General features: G+C 64.7%; 14 protein-coding genes. 6 read left to right on the top strand and 8 right to left on the bottom strand.

The annotated features are described in order from the left end of the window. Positions 1-939: hydroxymethylbilane synthase (gene hemC / locus A985_RS0119545; RefSeq protein WP_039830577.1), on the bottom strand; the 939-nt coding region annotated here is incomplete at its 3' end. Between the two features lie 79 nt (positions 940-1,018). Between hemC and ppc the strand changes: the two genes are divergently transcribed. From ppc to argH, 3 genes are all read left to right on the top strand, one after another. Continuing rightward, a complete protein-coding gene (gene ppc, locus A985_RS0119540; RefSeq protein WP_026132168.1) occupies positions 1,019-3,985 on the top strand; it encodes a phosphoenolpyruvate carboxylase in 2,967 nt (988 codons plus the stop codon). Positions 3,986-4,295: 310 nt separating this feature from the next. Further along, positions 4,296-4,991, top strand: coding sequence for a gamma subclass chorismate mutase AroQ (gene aroQ / locus A985_RS26305; protein WP_157211524.1), 696 nt, complete (start codon positions 4,296-4,298; stop codon positions 4,989-4,991). 213 nt (positions 4,992-5,204) lie between these two features. Beyond that, positions 5,205-6,602: an argininosuccinate lyase gene (gene argH / locus A985_RS0119530; RefSeq protein WP_017235064.1), complete on the top strand. Its 1,398-nt coding sequence runs from the start codon at positions 5,205-5,207 to the stop codon at positions 6,600-6,602. 113 nt (positions 6,603-6,715) lie between these two features. Here argH and gltS read toward each other — a convergent pair whose 3' ends face one another. From gltS to apbC, 4 genes are all read right to left on the bottom strand, one after another. Continuing rightward, the gene (gene gltS, locus A985_RS0119525) at positions 6,716-7,930 is read right to left on the bottom strand and encodes a sodium/glutamate symporter (protein ID WP_017235063.1); all 1,215 of its coding nucleotides are present in this window, start codon (positions 7,928-7,930) and stop codon (positions 6,716-6,718) included. Positions 7,931-8,285: 355 nt separating this feature from the next. Beyond that, positions 8,286-10,571, bottom strand: a complete 2,286-nt coding sequence (locus A985_RS0119520; RefSeq protein WP_017235062.1) for an arginine/lysine/ornithine decarboxylase — start codon at positions 10,569-10,571, stop codon at positions 8,286-8,288. Positions 10,572-10,676: 105 nt separating this feature from the next. Further along, positions 10,677-11,246, bottom strand: coding sequence for a dCTP deaminase (gene dcd, locus A985_RS0119515; RefSeq protein ID WP_026132167.1), 570 nt, complete (start codon positions 11,244-11,246; stop codon positions 10,677-10,679). 123 nt (positions 11,247-11,369) lie between these two features. Next, positions 11,370-12,497, bottom strand: a complete 1,128-nt coding sequence (gene apbC / locus A985_RS0119510; protein ID WP_255349105.1) for an iron-sulfur cluster carrier protein ApbC — start codon at positions 12,495-12,497, stop codon at positions 11,370-11,372. A gap of 230 nt (positions 12,498-12,727) precedes the next feature. Here apbC and A985_RS0119505 point away from each other — a divergent pair, with 230 nt between their 5' ends. Together A985_RS0119505 and metG are read left to right on the top strand one after the other, a co-directional pair. Further along, positions 12,728-13,372: an OmpA family protein gene (locus tag A985_RS0119505; RefSeq protein WP_017235059.1), complete on the top strand. Its 645-nt coding sequence runs from the start codon at positions 12,728-12,730 to the stop codon at positions 13,370-13,372. Positions 13,373-13,833: 461 nt separating this feature from the next. Then, positions 13,834-15,933, top strand: a complete 2,100-nt coding sequence (metG, locus tag A985_RS0119500) for a methionine--tRNA ligase (RefSeq protein WP_051060285.1) — start codon at positions 13,834-13,836, stop codon at positions 15,931-15,933. A 167-nt stretch (positions 15,934-16,100) separates the two neighbouring features. On the opposite strand, the gene A985_RS0119495 is transcribed toward metG, so the two are convergent. After that, positions 16,101-16,562, bottom strand: coding sequence for an Lrp/AsnC family transcriptional regulator (locus tag A985_RS0119495; RefSeq protein ID WP_026132166.1), 462 nt, complete (start codon positions 16,560-16,562; stop codon positions 16,101-16,103). 54 nt (positions 16,563-16,616) lie between these two features. Here A985_RS0119495 and A985_RS0119490 point away from each other — a divergent pair, with 54 nt between their 5' ends. Next, positions 16,617-16,943: a DUF6356 family protein gene (locus A985_RS0119490; RefSeq protein WP_232424685.1), complete on the top strand. Its 327-nt coding sequence runs from the start codon at positions 16,617-16,619 to the stop codon at positions 16,941-16,943. A 47-nt stretch (positions 16,944-16,990) separates the two neighbouring features. Here the strand turns inward: A985_RS0119490 and bamE are convergent, their stop codons facing one another. After that, the gene (gene bamE, locus A985_RS0119485; RefSeq protein WP_017235055.1) at positions 16,991-17,527 is read right to left on the bottom strand and encodes an outer membrane protein assembly factor BamE; all 537 of its coding nucleotides are present in this window, start codon (positions 17,525-17,527) and stop codon (positions 16,991-16,993) included. Positions 17,528-17,661: 134 nt separating this feature from the next. Continuing rightward, on the bottom strand, positions 17,662-19,969 hold a 2,308-nt coding region (locus A985_RS26300; RefSeq protein WP_198288724.1), incomplete at its 5' end, for a translocation/assembly module TamB domain-containing protein.

Raw genomic sequence — 19,969 nt, 5'->3', positions numbered from 1 at the left:
CGGCACCAGTGCCAGGCCTCCCGCATCGATCAGTTCCTGCGCGACCCGCTTCCCGAGCGCCTCGGCGCTGGCCACATCGCCTTCGGCGACATTGGCCGTGCCCTGAGCGCGAAGCACCGTCGCGCCGTCCGTCGACGCAATGAAAGCGCGCAGTGCCAGGTCGCCCTGCGGCGTAAATTCGGCAAACGCGCCCAGCGGCACCTGGCACGAGCCCCCCAGCGCACGCGACACAGCGCGCTCGGCGCTCACGGCCAGCGTGGTGTGGCCGTGGTGAAGTGCACCGAGCCATTGCAGGATTTCGGGACGTCCCGCGCGCACTTCGATGCCCAGCGCGCCCTGCCCGGCGGCCGGCAGGCTCACCTCCGGCGCGAGCGTGGCGCGAATGCGCTCGCCCAATCCCAGGCGTTTGAGACCGGCCGCCGCAAGAATGATCGCGGCGAAATCGCCCCGGTCGAGCTTGCCCAGACGCGTATCGAGGTTGCCCCGCAACGGCGCCACCTTCAGATGCGGATACCGGGCACGCAAACTCACTTCACGGCGCAGGCTCGACGTGCCGACCACCGCCCCGGCGGGCAATGCATCGAGACTGTCGTAGTCGTTGCTCACGAAGGCGTCGCAGGGATCCTCGCGCTCGAGCACGGCGGCCAGCGTGAAGCCTTCGGGCAGTTGCATCGGCACGTCCTTGAGCGAATGGACAGCGAGATCGGCCCGTCCATCGGCCAGGGCAAGTTCGAGTTCCTTGACGAATAGCCCCTTGCCGCCGACCTTCGCGAGCGATCGATCGAGAATTTGGTCACCGCGAGTGGTCATTCCGAGGATACTCACGCGACACTGCGGATATAATTTGTGCAGCGCGTCACGCACGTGTTCGGCTTGCCACATGGCGAGCCGGCTCTCGCGCGAAGCGATCACCAGGGTTTCAGGAGCAGCGAAGTTCATTCAGCAACCGCGTGAAGACCAAAAGAAAAAATGGTAACACGCTTGACCGGCCCAAACGGCGGGTCGTGAGAGGAGCGACATGAAGAGCAGCGCAAAGGTAAAAGCCCCGCAAGAGGGCCTCGCCAAGTCGGTCGGCAAGACTTCCCCCGCGAAAGCAGCAGCCGCGGCCCCATCCACTTCCCGCCAGGTGGCGGTTGGGCCGGCCAAGGGCAAGGCCCGCCGCTCGCGCGAAGACAAGGACGCCCCGCTGCGCGAGGACATCCGCTTCCTGGGCCGTCTGTTGGGCGACGTGCTGCGCGAGCAACAAGGCAGCGACGCGTTCGATCTGGTCGAGACCATTCGGCAGAATGCGGTGCGCTTTCACCGGGAAGGCGACCGTAGCGCCGCGAAGGCGCTCAACAGCCTGCTCAACGGCCTGACCAATGAGCAAGCCATTCAGGTCGTGCGCGCGTTCAGCTACTTCTCGCACCTGGCCAATATCGCCGAGGACCGCCATCACAACCGCCGCCGCCGCGTGCATGCGCTCGCCGGTAGCCGCGCCCAGCCGGGCAGCCTGCGCGCCGCCCTGCAAAGTCTGAAAGATGCCGGCCTCGCCGATCCTGCCACGCTCCAGGCGTTCTTCGCAAGCGCGCTCATCGTGCCGGTGCTCACCGCCCACCCGACCGAAGTCCAGCGCAAGAGCATTCTCGACGCCGAGCGCGAAATCGCCCGTCTGCTCGCGAATCGCGACGACGCCCTCACCGAGCGTGAGGCCTCGCGCAACACGGAATCGATGCGCGCCTACGTCACCACGCTCTGGCAGACGCGCATGCTGCGCAGCTCGCGCCTGACGGTGGCCGATGAAATCGAGAACGCACTGTCTTACTACCGCAGCACGTTCCTCTCCGAGATTCCCGCCCTGTACGACGACGTGAGCGCCGAGCTTCACGACGCCGTGCCCGCCGTGCGCGCCGAAGGCCTCGGCCGCTTCCTGCAAATGGGTAGCTGGATCGGCGGCGATCGCGACGGCAACCCGAACGTCACGGCGCAAACGCTGCAACTGGCCATCACGAGCCAGGCCACCGAGATCTTCGCGCACTACCTCGAACAGGTGCACTTGCTGGGTGCAGAGTTGTCCGTTTCGCAATTGCTCGCCGGCTCCAGCGACGCGCTGCTCACGCTCGCGCGCCGCTCGCCCGACGACTCGCCGCACCGCACGGACGAGCCCTATCGCCGCGCCCTCATCGGCGTGTACGCGCGTCTGGCCGCCACGGCGCGCGAGTGGGTCGGCCATGTGCCGCACCGCGTCGCGGTCGGTCGCGCCAGCCCGTATCTCGACGCGAGCGAATTCATCTCGGATCTGAATACGGTCGTCGCGTCGCTCATGGCGCATCATGGCGGCGCCCTGGTCGCCCAGCGCCTCGGGCCGCTCGTGCGTGCCGCCGAGGTGTTCGGCTTCCATCTGGCCAGCATCGACCTGCGCCAGAGTTCGGACATTCACGAGGCCGTCATCGCCGAGCTGTTCGCCAAGGCGGGCATCGAAGCCAATTACGCGAAGCTCGCCGAAGACCAGAAGCTCGCCCTGCTGCTGCGCGAACTGCGCGAGCCGCGCCCGTTGTTCTCGCCCTATCTCGACTACTCGCAACGCACGCGCGACGAGCTGGCCGTGTTTGCCGCGGCGCGCGACATCCGCGCCCGCTTCGGCCCCCGCGCGGTGCGCAACTACATCATTTCGCATACGGAAACCGTGAGCGATCTGGTGGAAGTCATGCTGCTGCAAAAGGAGACCGGCCTCTTCCAGGGGGCGCTGGGGGGCAACGGCGCGAAGGCCATCGAGCCCAAGGTCGGTGCGATGGTCATCCCGCTGTTCGAAACGATTGCCGACTTGCGCAATGCGCCGGTCATCATGCGCGCGTTCTTCGACATTCCCGGCATGTCCGAGGTGGTCACGCAGCAAGGCGGCGAGCAGGAAGTCATGCTCGGCTACTCCGACAGCAACAAGGACGGCGGCTTCCTCACGTCGAACTGGGAGCTGTACAAGGCCGAACTCGCGCTGGTGCATCTGTTCGAGGAGAAGGGCATTCGCCTGCGCCTGTTCCACGGCCGCGGCGGCACCGTGGGGCGTGGCGGCGGCCCAACCTATCAGGCCATCCTGTCGCAACCGCCGGGCACGGTGAAGGGGCAGATTCGTCTGACCGAGCAAGGCGAGATCATTGCGAGCAAGTTCGCCAACCCGGAGATCGGGCGGCGCAACCTGGAGACCATCGTGGCGGCCACGCTCGAAGCCACGCTACTGCCGAGCCGCAACCAGCCGCCGCGTCTGGCCGCGTACGAACAGGTCATGCAGACACTCTCGGACACGGCCTTCGCCGCGTATCGCGACCTCGTCTACGAGACGCCGGGCTTCACCGACTACTTCTTCTCGGCCACCCCGATCGCGGAAATCGCCGAGCTCAACATCGGCTCGCGTCCCGCCTCGCGCAAGTTCTCGGATCCGAAGAATCGTCGTATCGAAGACCTGCGCGCGATTCCGTGGGGCTTCTCGTGGGGCCAGTGCCGTCTGCTCATCACCGGCTGGTACGGCTTCGGCAGCGCCGTGCAGGCATTTCTCGACGGCGGGCAAGGCAAAGCCGCGAAGGCCGACGCCGAAGGTCGCGAAAAGCGTCTCGATACCTTGCGCCAGATGGTCAAGCGCTGGCCGTTCTTCGCGACGCTGCTCTCGAACATGGACATGGTGCTCGCCAAGACCGACCTGGCCGTGGCGTCGCGTTATGCCGAACTGGTCCCTGACGAAAAGCTGCGCAAGCGCGTGTTCAATCGCATCGTTGTCGAATGGCAGAGCACCTCGCAGGCGCTCGCGCTCATCACCGGTCACGAGGAACGACTGGCGGACAACCCGCTGCTCGCCCGCTCGATCAAGAACCGCTTCCCCTACCTCGATCCGCTCAACCACTTGCAAGTCGAGTTGTTGCGCCGGCATCGTGCGGGGGAATCGGACGAGCGCGCCCGACGTGGCATCCACCTGTCCATCAACGGCATTGCCGCCGGGCTGCGCAACACGGGCTGACGTCCTCGCGGCGTGACGCCGCCGCGCCGGCTCCGCAGTCCGCGGGGCCGGCGCACAACGTCGATGGGCCGGAAACGCCATCTTGGCCGCGCGCTACTCTGCTTGAGATTCTCCCCAACGACAGTGGATCGATAGAACGGTATATTTCGGAAATTCGATTCGATGGCTGCTGGGGGGCCCATCCATCATGCAATCCGATTCCAACGCAGTATCCGCGCGAGGTACCCGCTTACGACGGGTCTCCAGACGCCTCACGGCCACCGCGCTTGGCCTGATTTGCGCAGGCGCGCAGGCGGATCCGGCCATCCAGATGTCACCACACAACGCCAGCACCAGCCTCTCCTCATCCGCATCCTCGCCCGCGCCCGCGCCCGTTTCGCATGCACTCGCTGCGGCACCGCACGGCGTGCGCGGTTTGGCCGTACGCCTCGTCTCGCAAACGCTCGCGACGTCGCCCGCCAGTCCACCCAAGCCGCTGCCGATCGTCGATCCCGTGCTCGACCCGCTGATGCACGGCATTCTGGCGCGGCTGGCGATCAGCGAAGCGGTTGCGCGGACCAAATACACGTCAGGCAAGCCGGTGCAGGACACCCCGCGCGAGCAGGCATTGCTTGACGGCATGGGAGACCGGGCCACCCAGTACGGCCTGACGCCCGCGCAGGCGCGCACGTTCTTCCGTCTGCAGATCGAGGCGGGCAAGCTGGTGCAGACGGCCTTGCTGGCCCGCTGGAAGCGCGAAGGCAGCGCGCCCGGGGAGCCGGTCGATCTGGCCACGCGTTTGCGCCCGGCGCTCGACCGGCTCGGCACTTCACTCATGCGCGATCTCGGTCGCCTGTGCGCATTGCCCGACGATCCATCGCGCATGGCGCGCATTCACCACGCCCGCGAGCGGATCGCCAGGGCGGCGAAGCTCGAAGCGCTGCAACGTGCGGCGTTCGACGAGGCGACCTCGGGACTGTGCCTGTCGGCGCCGCCGCGCGTCTGGACGCTGTCGATGACGCACTGACCGGCACGCGCTGGCCCGGCCGCGCTCGACGCTGCGCGGACCGAAGCACCCTGCCCTGAGTGCTGTCGATGCGGCGCAGGCTGGGGCGCGCTGGACCCGCCGTCGGCCGAGTCGATGGGCCAACGCCGGGGTTGTATAATCCCGGTTTGCCGTGCTCCGCCACGGTCCGCTTCCATCTGCCCCCGATGGGCCTCGATTAGCCAAGCTACGACAATGACCTCCCAACTCCACAAGAAAGGCGAAGCCTGGTCGGCCCGCTTTTCCGAACCCGTTTCCGAACTCGTCAAGCGCTATACGGCGTCGGTCTTTTTCGACAAGCGCCTGGCGCTGTTCGACATCGAAGGGTCGCTCGCCCATGCCGATATGCTTTCGGCGCAAGGCATCATCAGCGCCCAGGATCTGGCCGACATCCAGCGCGGCATGACGCAGATTCGCGGCGAGATCGAGCGTGGCGAGCTCGAGTGGCAACTGGATCTCGAAGACGTTCACCTGAACATCGAAGCGCGCCTGACCGCCCTCATTGGCGATGCCGGCAAGCGCCTGCACACCGGCCGCTCGCGTAACGATCAGGTGGCGACCGACATCCGACTGTGGCTGCGCAGCGAAATCGATCGCATCGGCAATCACCTCGGCGACCTGCGCCGGGCATTGCTGGATCTGGCCGATCAGCACAGCGCCACGATTCTGCCGGGCTTCACTCACCTGCAAGTCGCACAACCGGTGACGTTCGGTCATCACCTGCTGGCTTACTTCGAGATGTTCAGCCGCGACGCGGAACGCATGCTCGACGTGCGCCGCCGCGTGAACCGGCTGCCGCTGGGCGCTGCGGCGCTCGCCGGCACGAGTTATCCGATCGATCGGGAACGGGTCGCGGCGACGCTTGGCTTCGAAGAAGTCTGCGCGAACTCGCTCGACGCCGTATCGGATCGCGACTTCGCGATCGAATTCACGGCCGCCGCCGCGCTCGTGATGACGCACATCTCGCGCTTCTCGGAGGAGTTGGTGCTGTGGATGAGCCCGCGCGTCGGCTTCATCGATCTGGCCGACCGCTTCTGTACCGGCAGCTCGATCATGCCGCAGAAGAAGAACCCGGACGTGCCCGAACTCGCGCGCGGCAAGACCGGTCGCGTCAACGGTCACCTGATCGCGCTGCTCACGCTGATGAAGGGCCAGCCGCTCGCGTACAACAAGGACAATCAGGAAGACAAGGAACCGCTGTTCGACACGGTCGACACCGTGATCGACACGCTGCGCATCTTCGCGGACATGGTGCCGGGCATCAAGGTACGCGAAGCCAATATGCGCAACGCCGCGCTGCAAGGCTTCTCGACCGCCACCGATCTGGCCGACTACCTCGTCAAGAAGGGTCTGCCGTTCCGCGACGCCCACGAAATCGTGGCGCATGCCGTGAAGATCTGCTCGGATCGCGATATCGATCTGGCCGACCTGTCGCTCGCCGAGTTGCAGAAGTTCTCGCCGCTCGTCGGTGAGGATGTCTTCGATTGCCTGACGCTCGAAGGCTCGGTCGCCAGCCGCAACCACATCGGCGGCACCGCGCCCGCCCAAGTGCAACGCGCCATCGCCGCCGCACGCGCGAAGCTCGCCAAGTAAGTCGGCCCGGCCAGGTCGTTCGACCTGGCGGGCGCCAACGAAAATGCCACCCGGATGGGTGGCATTTTTCATGCGCGCGAGACGGACGTACGCGCGGGATCACGCCCCTCGCATCAGAACAGCGGCAGCGACAGGAACCCCTTGATGATGATCGCGTTGAGGATGTCGATGAAGAACGCCCCCACCATCGGCACGATCAGGAATGCGATGTGCGACGGGCCGAAGCGCTCGGTCACCGCCTGCATGTTGGCGATGGCCGTCGGCGTCGCACCCAGCCCGAATCCGCAGTGGCCCGCCGCGAGCACGGCCGCATCGTAGTTGCGTCCCATGACGCGGAACGTGACGAAGATCGCATAAGCCGCCATCGCGACCGCCTGCACAACGAGAATCACGATCATCGGCAGCGCCAGCGTCGAGAGATCCCACAGACGCAGGGTCATGAGCGCCATCGCCAGAAAGAGCGAGAGACTCACATTGCCAAGCACCGACAGCGAGCGCTCAAACACCTCGTAGCCCACGAGCGACAGCAAATTGCGCACAACGACACCGGTAAACAGCACGCACACGAACGTCGGCAATTCGAAGGCCGTGCCCGCCAGCCAGCGTGCAATGACCTCGCCGCCCAGCAAACAGATGGCAATCATCGCCACCGTTTCGATCAGCGCCTGCGCGGTGATCAACCGCACCGTGTGCGGCTGCTCGAAGCCCTCCGGCGTGGTCTGTTGCGCCGCGGCCGCACCCGGCACGTTGGCGCCCAGACGCCCCACTAGGTAACGGGCGACCGGCCCGCCCAGCAATCCGCCAAACACCAGCCCGAAGGTGGCGCAAGCCATCGCAATTTCCAGCGCCGACTGCACGCCGTAGCGCGAGGTCAGCGTGTCACCCCATGCCGCGCCCGTGCCGTGTCCGCCCGCCAGCGTAATCGACCCGCCCAACAAGCCGACGCCCGGCGCCAGCCCCATCATGGACGCAAGCCCCACGCCGATCGCGTTCTGCAAGATCAGCATGCCCGCCACCACGCCAAGGAACAACACCAGGCGACGCCCGCCGGCCTTCAGGCTGGCCAGATTGGCCGAGAGTCCGATGGTCGCGAAAAAGGCGAGCATGAGCGGCGTTTGCAACGACGTGTCGAACTTCAGCTCAACCTGCCCAAACTGGCGCAGCGCCAACGCGCCCACCGCCACCAGCAGACCAGCCGCCACGGGTTCGGGAATGCTGTACGTGCGCAGCGGCCCGATCCATTCGACCAACTTGCGCCCAAGCAACAACACCAACGTGGCACAGACAAGTGTGCCGTAGGTGCTGAACTCCAGTTGTCCGGCTTCCATGAATCCTCCCGCTCGAAAAAAGTGCGTCGAGTGTAGCAACCGATTCGGTCCAAATTAACGGGAAATCACCCAAATTGGCGCAGTTCGAGCCAAACCACAAATCGGGTATGCCGCGCCACATTTCAACGATTGCCGGACATCTTCCGCCATTTCACGGCCAACTTCACAGATTAATCTACGCATCTTGCGTCAGGCGACGCCCAGCAATGCCAACTACGCGAAATGCGCCCGGCAAAAACGGGCGTATAAGGCGCGACGCCACGCGCTGGGCATCCGCATGCCCACTGCGCTGAAACAAAAAAAGCCCCGTGCTTTCACACGGGGCCGGATGTCGCCTCAGGCGCGCTCGCGTCGCTTACTGGCGCACGCAATCCACAAAATACTCGGGGCGTCCGTCCACTTCCTCGACGACCAGACCGTGGATATCGGTGTGGAACCCGGGGAAGCGTTCGTTGAAGTCGCGCGCGAAACGCAAATACTCGATGATCGCGGCGTTGAAGCGTTCGCCGGGAATCAACAACGGAATACCCGGCGGATACGGCGTGAGCAACACGCTCGTCACACGCCCTTCGAGTTCGTCGATGGGCACCCGGTCGATCTGGCGGTGCGCCAGCTTCGAGAACGCGTCGGTCGGCTTCATCGCGGGCTGCATGTCCGAGAGGTACATCTCGGTGGTCACGCGCGCCACGTCGTTCGCCTTGTACACGCTGTGGATCTGATCGCACAGATCGCGCAGCCCGATGCGCTCGTAGCGCGGGAACTGCGCCACGAACTCCGGCAGCACGCGCCAGAGCGGGCGGTTGTGATCGTAATCGTCCTTGAACTGCTGCAGCTCGGTCACCATCGAATTCCAACGGCCCTTGGTGATGCCGATGGTAAACATGATGAAGAACGAATAAAGCCCGGTCTTCTCGACGATGATGCCGTGTTCGGCAAGGTACTTGGTGACGATGGCCGCGGGAATGCCGCTCTCGCCAAACTCGCCGTCCACGTCCAACCCCGGCGTGATGATCGTCGCCTTGATCGGATCGAGCATGTTGAAGCCGTCGGCCAGATCGCCGAAGCCGTGCCAACGCTCGTTGGCACGCAGCACCCAGTCGTCGCGCTGAATCGTGCCCTCGTCGCCCAGATGCTCCGGGCCCCAGACCGAGAACCACCACGAATCGCCATACTCGGCCGCCACCTTGCGCATGGCGCGGCGGAAGTCGAGCGCCTCGACGATCGACTCTTCCACCAGCGCCGTGCCGCCCGGCGGCTCCATCATCGCGGCCGCCACGTCGCACGACGCGATGATCGCGTACTGCGGCGAGGTCGACGTGTGCATCAGGTACGCCTCGTTGAAGCGATACGTGTCGAAGGTTCGCGCTTCCGATTCCTGAACCACGATCTGCGACGCTTGCGAAATACCGGCGAGCAACTTGTGTGTCGAGTGCGTGGCGTAGACCGTGGCCTCCGCCGAGCGCGGGCGCCCTTCGCCGATCGCGTGCATGTCGCGATAGAACTCGTGGAACGCCGCGTGCGGCAGCCAGGCTTCATCGAAGTGCAACGTGTCGATGTTGTTGCCCAGCAATTCCTTGATCATCTCGACGTTGTAGATGACGCCGTCATAGGTGCTCTGCGTAATCGTGAGAATACGCGGCTTGGCGTTCGGATCGCGTTCCAGCACTTCGCGCGCGAACGGGTTCGCTTCGATCTTGGCGCGAATGACTTCCGGCTCGAACTCCGACTTCGGAATCGGGCCGATGATGCCGAGGTGGTTGCGCGTCGGCGTAAGAAACACCGGCACGGCGCCCGTCATCGTGATCGCGTGCAGGATCGACTTGTGGCAGTTGCGGTCGACTACGACGATGTCGCCCGGCGCCACGGTGGCATGCCACACGATCTTGTTCGAGGTCGACGTGCCGTTCGTCACGAAGAACAGATGATCCGCGTTGAAAATGCGCGCCGCATTGCGCTCCGACGCACCCACCGGGCCGTTGTGGTCAAGCAACTGACCCAATTCTTCCACGGCGTTGCACACGTCCGCGCGCAGCATGTTCTCACCGAAGAACTGGTGGAACATCTGGCCCACCGGGCTCTTGAGGAACGCCACGCCGCCCGAGTGGCCCGGGCAGTGCCACGAATATGAACCGTCGGCCGCATAGTGCGTGAGCGAGCGGAAGAACGGCGGCGGCAGCGAGTCGAGGTACGACCTGGCTTCACGGATGATGTGACGCGCCACGAACTCCGGCGTGTCTTCGAACATGTGAATGAAGCCGTGCAGCTCGCGCAGGATGTCGTTCGGGATGTGGCGCGACGTGCGCGTCTCGCCATACAGGAAAATCGGAATGTCCGGGTTGCGACGGCGCACTTCCTGCACGAACGCGCGCAGGTTGATGATGGCCAGCGCCAGCTCGCCCTCGCCTTCACCGCCCGCTTCGCTCGAAAACGTGCCGAACTCGTCGTCGTCGATGGACAGGATGAAACTCGATGCGCGGCTCGCCTGTTGCGCAAACGAAGTCAGGTCACCGTAGCTCGTGAGACCGTTGACCTCCATGCCCTCGGCTTCGATGGCCTCCGCCAAGGAGCGAATCCCGGATCCGGAGATGTTTTCGGAGCGGAAGTCTTCGTCGATGATGACGATCGGAAAACGGAATTTCATTGGCGTTCCTTCGACAAAAGAACGAGCCACGGTCCGACATGGCCGTGGCTCTTGGGCAGTGCGACGTTGCGGGTGCTCACCGGTGGCGAGTCAAGCCTGCGCAGGCTAGGTTTTCGGCAGCGTGACGCCACGCTGTCCCTGGTACTTCCCGCCGCGATCCTTGTACGACGTCTCGCAGACTTCGTCGGATTCGAAGAACAGCACCTGAGCCACGCCCTCATTGGCGTAGATCTTGGCCGGCAGCGGCGTGGTGTTCGAGAATTCCAGCGTCACATAGCCCTCCCACTCGGGCTCGAACGGCGTCACGTTCACGATGATGCCGCAACGGGCATACGTCGATTTGCCGAGACATACGGTGAGCACGTTGCGCGGAATACGGAAGTACTCGACGGTGCGCGCGAGCGCGAACGAGTTCGGCGGAATGATGCAGACATCGCCGGAGAAGTCGACGAACGACTTTTCGTCGAAGTTCTTCGGGTCGACAATCGTCGAGTTGATGTTCGTGAAGATCTTGAATTCAGCCGCACAGCGAATATCGTAGCCGTAACTCGACGTGCCATAGCTGACGATCTTCTGCCCGTCCTGGGATTGCCGGACCTGCGACGGCTCGAAGGGCTCGATCATGCCGTGCGCCTCGGCCATACGCCGGATCCATTTGTCGGACTTGATGCTCATGTGTGGACCTGAATGGGCGTGGTACGTGAAAAATTGGGCGTATTTTACGCGATTGTTGCGGTGCGGTGAGGTTTTCGCGCGCACCGCGCTGCACGGGGCTCCCCGGGCCCCTGTGCGCCGTCCTTACGTGTTCTGAACGACGATCGACGGGAACTTGCTCGTCATGTCCTTCTGACGCGCCGCGATCTTCACCGCCATCTTGCGGGCAATGGCCTTGTAGAGCGCCGCGACCCGGCCGTCCGGGTCGCCCACCACGCTCGGCATGCCGGCGTCGGCGTGCACGCGGATACTCATCTCCAACGGCAGCTTGCCCAGCAGATCGACGTCGAAATCGTGGCTCATGCGTTCGCCACCGCCCACGCCGAAAATCGGCTCCTCGTGTCCACAGTTCGAGCAGATGTGCAGACTCATGTTCTCGATGAGACCGAGGATCGGCACGCCGACCTTCTCGAACATCTTGAGACCCTTGCGGGCGTCGAGCAGCGCCAGGTCCTGCGGCGTGGTGACGATGACCGCGCCCGTGACGGGCACCTTCTGCGCGAGCGTGAGCTGGATGTCGCCCGTGCCCGGCGGCATGTCGACGATCAGGTAGTCAAGGTCGTGCCAATTCGTCTGGTTGAGCAGCTGTTCGAGCGCCTGCGTGACCATCGGGCCGCGCCAGACCATCGGATTGTCCGGCTCGATCAGGAAGCCGATCGAGCTGGCTTGCAGGCCGTGCGCCGTCATCGGTTCGAGCGTCTTGCCGTCTTTCGACTCGGGTTTGCCGTGAATGCCCAGCAGCGTGGGTAGGGACGGGCCGTAGATGTCGGCGTCGAGAATGCCGACGGTGGCTCCCTCGGCCACCAGCGCCAGCGCCAGGTTCACGGCCGTGGTGCTCTTGCCCACGCCGCCCTTGCCCGACGCCACCGCCACGATGTTCTTCACGTTCGGCAGGAGCTTCACCCCGCGCTGCACCGCATGCGCCACGATTTTCTGACTGATGTCGACCGCCACGCGTTCGACACCGGGCAGCTTGCCCACGGCATCGGTGATGCGCGTGCGCATCGCCTCGAACTGGCTCTTCGCCGGATAGCCGAATTCGATCTGGATACCGACGTGACCATGCTCGGCCACGACCTGCTTCACATACTTTCCGGCAATCAGGTCGAGCCCCGTGTCGGGATCGACGATGCCACGCAGCACTTCATTGATTTGGGCGACTTCCATGTGGGTCTCTCGCTCTGTCGAGGCGCGCCGGGAAAGCCCCGGCAAGCGCTAACAACTTGTAACATCCGTGGCGCACGCTCTCGATTAGCATGCGAGGCGCGCGTGTTATGGGGAACCCGCCGGCATGGCAATCTGTCCTTGCCTGCGGTTGACACTCAGCGCTATTGTAAAAGACCGCGCGCCGGCAGGTTCAAAACCCCTGCGACGCACGCGTGCTTCGGCGAAGTGCTCACGCGTTGTTTCACGACTGCTAGCTAATCGATAAGGAGCCTCACATGAATAAGAACTCTCTGCGCGCTTGCGCGCTCGTCCTGACCGCCGCCGCCATGCTGGCCGGTTGCCAGACGCCGCAGGGCACGAACACGGCGGTCGGTACCGGTGTGGGTGCGGCAGTGGGCGCAGGACTGGGCAACCTCATCGGGGGCAACACGACAGGCACGCTGATCGGCGCCGCCGTGGGTGCCGCCGCTGGCGGCGCGACGGGGTATAACTGGAGCGCGATCAAGAACACCTTGGGCGGTCACACGGCCGGCACGGGCACCACCATCTCCGAGCAGCCGGACGGCTCGCTCAAGGTCGCCGTCCCGAGCGACGTGACGTTCGACACCGGCCGCGCCGATATCAAACCGAACTTCCGCGCCGTGCTCGACGACGTCGCCGCGTCGCTCAACCAGAATCCGGGGATTACCGCCAACATCGTGGGCCATACCGACAGCACGGGCGGCGATCGCATCAACATCCCGCTGTCGCAAAACCGCGCGTCCAACGTGATCCAGTATCTGAACAGCCGCGGTATCGCGATGAACCGCATGAGCGGCACGGGCGTCGGGTCGAGCCAGCCGGTCGCCTCGGATGCCACCGCCGCCGGCCGTGCGCAGAACCGTCGCGTCGAAATCCTGCTGCACGCACCGCGCGGCTGATCGCCTCGCGCTTCGCTTTCTGCCCCCGCTTTCTGCCTGACGGGGCATTGGGATTTCGTCGCACAATCGCGGGTCCGGTCCGCCGGACCTGCGTTCTGCCGACGCGCCCGAGCAACATGCTGCGATGCACCATCGAAAGTCGGCACCTCCGTTGAACTAAACCCGCGTCACATCGCTCAGACCCTTCGGAAGTGCTTACTGTGGGCGCTTCCATCTCCTCTTTGTTATTGACGTTACGTGTGCCTAGTTAAGCCGGAACCTGGTTCCGGCTTTTTTTTGGTTCATCGTGGATTGCCGCCCACAGACGTCGCCGGCGCCATCGGCAACGGCCTGCCATTGCCCCGCTCTCGCTCCTCCCTCGCCGTGCCGGATTCATTGACCGAGTCGGGCGGTTGGGCGTCAACTGGCCTCGCCTGCTAGAATCGACCTTTCCCGGTTCCCTCAACGCACAGTCGATCCTCATGTCCCGCCGCATTCTTGTCACCTCCGCCCTGCCGTACGCCAATGGCCAGATTCACATCGGCCATTTGGTCGAATACATCCAGACCGACATCTGGGTACGGTTCATGCGGATGCAGGGCCATGAGGTCTACTACGTCGGCGCGGACGACACGCACGGCACGCCCGTCATGCTGCGCGCCGAGAAGGAAGGCCTCACCCCCAAGCAATTGATCGAGCGCGTCTGGAAGGAACACAAGCGCGACTTCGACAGCTTCGGCGTCTCGTTCGATAACTACTATTCGACGGATTCCGAGGAAAACCGCGAATTGTCCGAAGGCGTCTATCTCGCCCTCAAGGAACAGGGTCTGATCGAAGCCCGCGATATCGAACAGGCGTATGACCCGGTCAAGGAAATGTTCCTGCCGGATCGCTTCATCAAGGGCGAGTGTCCGAAATGCGGCGCCAAGGACCAGTACGGCGATTCGTGCGAAGTCTGTGGTTCGACCTATGCGCCGACCGATCTGCTCAACCCGTACTCGGTGGTCTCGGGCGCCACGCCGGTGCGCAAGACATCCACGCATTACTTCTTCAAGCTCTCGGACAAGCGCTGCGAGCAATTCCTGCGTAAATGGGTGGCCGGACTCGCGCAACCCGAAGCCGCCAACAAGATGAAGGAATGGCTCGGCGAAGACGGCGAGTCCACGCTGGCCGATTGGGACATCTCGCGCGACGCACCCTACTTCGGCTTTGAGATCCCTGGCGCCCCGGGCAAGTATTTCTACGTGTGGCTCGACGCGCCGGTCGGCTACTACGCCAGTTTCAAGAACCTGTGCGCGCAGCGCGGCCTGAACTTCGACGAATGGGTCAAGCCGGGGTCGACAACCGAGCAGTACCACTTTATCGGCAAGGACATCCTGTACTTCCACACGTTGTTCTGGCCGGCGATGCTCGAGTTCTCGGGCCATCGCACGCCGACCAACGTGTTCGCCCACGGCTTCCTGACGGTGGACGGCCAGAAGATGTCGAAGTCGCGCGGCACGTTCATCACGGCGCAAAGCTTCATCGACACCGGGCTCAATCCGGAATGGCTGCGTTACTACATCGGCGCCAAGCTGGGCAACACGATGGAAGACCTCGACCTGAACCTCGACGATTTCATCGCTCGCGTGAACAGCGACCTGGTGGGCAAGTACGTGAATATCGCCAGCCGCGCGGCGGGCTTCCTTCTCAAGCGCTTTGAAGGTCGCGTGTCGCCGGACGCCATGCAGGCGCCACTGCTGGGGCAACTGCGCGCCGTTGCCCCGCAAATCGCTGCACACTACGAAGCGCGCGAGTTCGGCAAGGCGCTGCGTCTGGTGATGGAACAGGCCGACGCCGTGAACGGTTACGTCGACACGGTCAAGCCGTGGGATCTGGCGAAGGATCCGGCGCAGGCCGGCGCCCTGCACGAGGCCTGCTCGGTCTGCCTCGAGGCGTTCCGTTTGCTCACGCTGTACCTCAAGCCCGTGCTGCCCGTGACGGCCGAGGCCGTGGAGCGCTTCCTGAACATCGCGCCGCAAGCGTGGCAGGACGTGAGCCGCCCGCTCACCGCCGACACGGCGATCTCCGCCTACAAGCATTTGATGACGCGCGTCGAAGGCAAGCAGGTTGAAGCGTTGCTCGCGGCCAACCGCGACTCGCTGCAAGCGGCCGCACCGGTGGCCGAGGCGGCAGCGGCGAAGGGCAAGCACAAAGCCGCCGGGGCGTCGGAGAAGGCCGAGAACGGCGCGGAAGACGGCATCATCAACATCGACGACTTCGCCAAGATCGATCTGCGCATCGCGCGCATCGTCGATTGCAAGGCAGTCGACGGGTCGGACAAGCTGCTGCAACTCACGCTCGACGTGGGCGAAGCGCAAACGCGTAACGTCTTCTCCGGGATCAAGTCCGCCTATCCGCAGCCCGAAGCGCTGGTGGGCAAGCTCACAGTGATGGTCGCCAACCTCGCGCCGCGCAAGATGAAGTTTGGTCTGTCCGAAGGCATGGTGCTCGCCGCCTCGGCCGCCGACGAGAAAGCTGAACCGGGCCTCTACATCCTCGAGCCGCACGACGGCGCGAAGCCGGGCATGCGGGTGAAGTAAGGCGCCGACGTCCCCCATCGGGAACACCGGCCGCATCTCGCGACAACGCCTGCGCTTCCCACGAAAAACACCCCGAATGCCAGACATCTCGTCCGGCACTCGGGGTGTTTTTTTATGCTGGCGTCCCGCAACCCGGCGGCCGAGGGTAGCGATGAAACGCCGACAGGCTAACGCAAATGATCCACCGGCAACGCGGTGGTGAATTTCACCGTTTCCATCGAGAAACTCGCGCTGATGTCTTGCAGATCGGCCACGCGAATGAGCTTCTTATAGAAACGGTCGTAGGCAGCGATGTCCGGCAGATACACCTTGAGCAGATAGTCGATCTCGCCCGCCATCCGGTGCATCTCCACAATTTCAGGCAATTCCCGTGCCCCCGCCACGAAGCGGACCATCCAGTCCTCGCTGTGCGCTGCCGCCTTGATGAACACGAACGCGGTGACGCGCAGATCGAGCTGCTGAGGATCGCACAGCGTGACCTGCCCCGTGATGACGCCGTTTTCGCGCAGGCGCTGCACGCGCCGCCAGCAGGGCGTCGGCGACAGATGCACGGCTTCGGCCAGTTCGCCCAGCGAGCGCGAGGCATCGGCTTGCAGATTTTCGAGAATTGCGAGATCGGTTTTGTCCACGACAGCCACCTGAGAGGAAAATTCTTCCAAATCCTACGCCATTCGGCAGAAAATTTGAAACCCTTTACCTCTCATTGGCACGTAAACTTCAGAAACATTCCGAAAACAGGCGGCATCATGAAAATCTTCACTCAGCATCCGGCCTCTGTCGGTGAAAATTACCTCCAACACATGGGATCGGCACTGTCCTTCGCGCTGCCCTTGCTGGGAGCATGTCTGGCGTGTCTCGTGCACGCACTGCTGCCATTTCTGTTCGAGAAGACGGGCAGCCGAATCATCGTTCGCCTGCACGACCGCATGGTGACGCATCGCAACCGCCACGCCGCGCCCGCGACGCCGTCCGAGCAGGCCGAGGGCCAACCATCGCGGGCGATGCCATAAAGCCGAGTCGCCGCGGCCGAGCGACCGGCCGTCGCCTCGCCCCCGGGTCAGGGACGCTCCGACGCCGGATCCGCCGAGCGCGACGTGACCGTTACCCGGCCGTCGGGGCCGAAGTGCGCGTTGAACATGCCCGCCGTGTTGACGCCGTCCTCAAGCCAGCGCCAGCTCCACACCGTTTCCTTCTTCAGTCGGTACTCCGCCACGCTCGTCGGCTTGCCGAGCAGACGCCGCACGTCGTCCTGTGACATGCCCGGGCGTACCTGTTCGAAGTTCTCCGGCGAGAGCGCCTGGCTGACGCCACGCAGCTTCCCGTCGGGCGCGATGTCAACCATGTAGGTCCGCAAGCCGCCCGGCGCACGCGGATACTCCAGCCGCCGCGAGCCGTCGTCGTTCTCCCAGACGATTTCCGGCTTGCCCATCTGCTCGCGCACCTGGGCCTCGGTCGTGACGCCCGGGGTGAGGTTGCGCAACAGCATGTCATCCGGCTTGATCGCATTGACCGTATCGCGCGCTTTTTGACGCACCTTGTCGATCTGCTGCTGATCGCAGCCGAACAAGCCCAACAGACTCGCGAACAATCCCATGGCGACTCCCCAGCGAAGACCCCGGCGCAGCCCCTGCGCCGGGTGAACGAAACTGCGCAACGTTGTCATCGACAACACCTCCTTTTCCCGTATTTTTTCCACGCATTTGGCGCGCCGTGGCGTCCCCGCATCGATCAGTCGAAGCGACGGTTGAACAGCACGTCGAAGCCGGACAGCGAACCGGTGCGCAGCACCAATTGCCAGCGACGCGACACCTGCCAGGTAATCTTCACGATACTCGCGGCGCTGGTCAGACTTTGCTCGTATCCCAAGGCGAAGTTGTCCGAGATTGCCTTGCCCACCTTCACCACCTGCTCGTCGTCCGACAGGCCCGAATCGCTGGTGCCGATGCTGAACTCGTCGATCCCGAGATCCTTGATGATGCGTCTGCCGCCCGTGGCCCCGAGCAGCGCCGTAGCCGCCCCCGCCATCGCCTGACGCTGGCCGAGCCCCGCGCCATCGGGGCCGTGGCCGAACATCAGCCATGAGAGCTTCTCCTCGTCCGACACGTTCGGCTCGGAGACGAGCGACACACGCGGCTGGCGCACCGTGCCCGTCACCAGCACCCCGGCGGCGACTTCCTGATTGCGGCGCATCGCCTGAATGTAGATGTCCGGATTGTCGAGCGGGCCGACGAAGTTGATCTGACCGCGCTCGATCGCGAGCTTCCGGTCGAACGCCTCGTACGTGCCCTCCGCCACCGTGATGGTGCCGGTTGCGCGCATCGTCGTGAGCGGGTCACTCTGCAAGCGCACGCTGCCGCGCAACAGCAGGTCGGCCCCGGCACCGACGAAACGGAAGTCCCGCCCCAGATCCACGTCCACGTTGATGTGCGGCGAGAAGCGGCTGGCCGGCTTCGCGCTGATGCGGGCAGCCTCTTCCTTCGCATCGAGCGGCCGGGTGCGGGCCTGCGCGCCGCCGCGCACCACCACGACATCGTCGCCAAGCTTCGGCGCGCTGGTCGGCGGCAGCGCAAAACGGGCCCGGTCGATGGTGAACTTGCCAGTCACGGCCGTCGCGTCGCCACTGCCCATCGCCTTCGCCTCGCCGGTAAGGGATAACTGCCGGTCCGGCGCGGCGAACAATTGCAGCTTGTCGGCCGTGAGCGTAACGCCAAGCGTCGGCTCGGGCGTGTCGAGCCGGATGTTGCCCGTCGCCCGCGCCGTGCCCCCGCCACCGCCCGTAACGACCACGTCGCGCAGCACGATCTCGGTCGGGGTGAGCGCAATGCGCACCCGCCCGTTCTTGACGCGCACGCCCGTGTCGAACATCTGCATCGACAGATCGTCGGCGGTCAGCTCGCCGGTGGGACGTGGCTTGCCTACCGTGCCCGCGAGCGTCACTTGCAGGTTCGCACGCCCCTTGAAGGCAAATTGCGCCCCGGCCAGACGCTCGAAATTCGAGAGATCGGGAATGGCAATGGCGAGGCGTCCGGCGAGCGGCGCGGTGTCCTGCACCTCGGGAATGCCGCCCTGCACATGCAGGCCCGCCTGTATGTCGGCGTCCAACGTGCCGACCAGCGACGAGACGGCCTTTAGCGTGACGTGCGCTGTCTGCCCCGCCAGGTCGACGCGCGCGCGCAGCGCCGAGATCCCGAGCGGCACGCGCGCCCCCACGCCGCCCTTCTCCGCCGTCAGGCCGGGAACGCCTGTCACCGTCACGTTCACGCTCTCGTTCAACCCGCCGCGGCGCAACGTGACGTCACCACTGCGCCGCACGACTTCGACAAAGCCGTCGGCACGCTGACCGGTGTGCACGTCCCATTTGCCGTCGAGCACGAGGTCGCTGGCGACCGACGGCGACTCGCCCGTGAACGCGTGCATGACGCGCAGCACCTGCGCGACGTCGAGCGTGTCGAGGGTGCCCGCCGTCTTCAGTTGCCCATCGCCGTAGTCGAGGTTTGCCAGCAACGCCGTCCCTGCATCCGTCACGAGTTTGGCCGCGCCAAGATGTACGCGATCGGCACTCACCTGGACCTGCCACGGGGACGCAAGGGTGAGCTTCGGCACGCCCCGGTTCTCGAGCGTCTGGATCGTGCCGCGCCAGCCTGGCTTGCCGCGCGTATCGGTCACAGCGCCGGCGGCATCGAGATTCATGTCGAGCGGCGCTTCGCGAAGCTTGCCGGCCGCCTTCAGATGCAATGTGTGTGCGCCGCGCGTGCCCGCCAGCGCGAGCGAGAGCCGGTCGAGCCGCGCGATGTCGCTGGTCAGGCCCTGGCCCTCGAGCGTCACGTTCAGCCGGTCGCCCGCCGCGCCCGGCAGGCCGCCGCTGACGTCCACCTTCCCGCTCAGATGCTGGAGCTTTTGCGCCCCGAAGACAAGCTTGTCGGCCGCGAGCGTCGCGACCACGACCGGACGCTCGATCGTGCCCGACACCTGCCCGTCCACTTGCAGGCGACCGGCAAGGCCGAAGCCCAGCTTGTCGAGCGACGGCGCGTCGATC

This window comes from Pandoraea sp. B-6 (genome assembly GCF_000282835.1).
GTDB lineage: Bacteria > Pseudomonadota > Gammaproteobacteria > Burkholderiales > Burkholderiaceae > Pandoraea > Pandoraea cepalis.
Note: the sequence above shows the minus strand (reverse complement) of the source record. Positions and strands in the feature narration are given on the sequence as shown.

Bases quoted from the DNA above. Each gene is read 5' to 3' on its own strand.
- metG (WP_051060285.1), top strand. From the start codon at position 13,834: ATGTCCCGCCGCATTCTTGTCACCTCCGCCCTGCCGTACGCCAATGGC.
- bamE (WP_017235055.1), bottom strand. From the start codon at position 17,527: ATGGGATTGTTCGCGAGTCTGTTGGGCTTGTTCGGCTGCGATCAGCAG.
- ppc (WP_026132168.1), top strand. From the start codon at position 1,019: ATGAAGAGCAGCGCAAAGGTAAAAGCCCCGCAAGAGGGCCTCGCCAAG.
- A985_RS0119520 (WP_017235062.1), bottom strand. From the start codon at position 10,571: ATGAAATTCCGTTTTCCGATCGTCATCATCGACGAAGACTTCCGCTCC.
- aroQ (WP_157211524.1), top strand. From the start codon at position 4,296: ATGTCACCACACAACGCCAGCACCAGCCTCTCCTCATCCGCATCCTCG.
- gltS (WP_017235063.1), bottom strand. From the start codon at position 7,930: ATGGAAGCCGGACAACTGGAGTTCAGCACCTACGGCACACTTGTCTGT.
- A985_RS0119505 (WP_017235059.1), top strand. From the start codon at position 12,728: ATGAATAAGAACTCTCTGCGCGCTTGCGCGCTCGTCCTGACCGCCGCC.
- argH (WP_017235064.1), top strand. From the start codon at position 5,205: ATGACCTCCCAACTCCACAAGAAAGGCGAAGCCTGGTCGGCCCGCTTT.
- dcd (WP_026132167.1), bottom strand. From the start codon at position 11,246: ATGAGCATCAAGTCCGACAAATGGATCCGGCGTATGGCCGAGGCGCAC.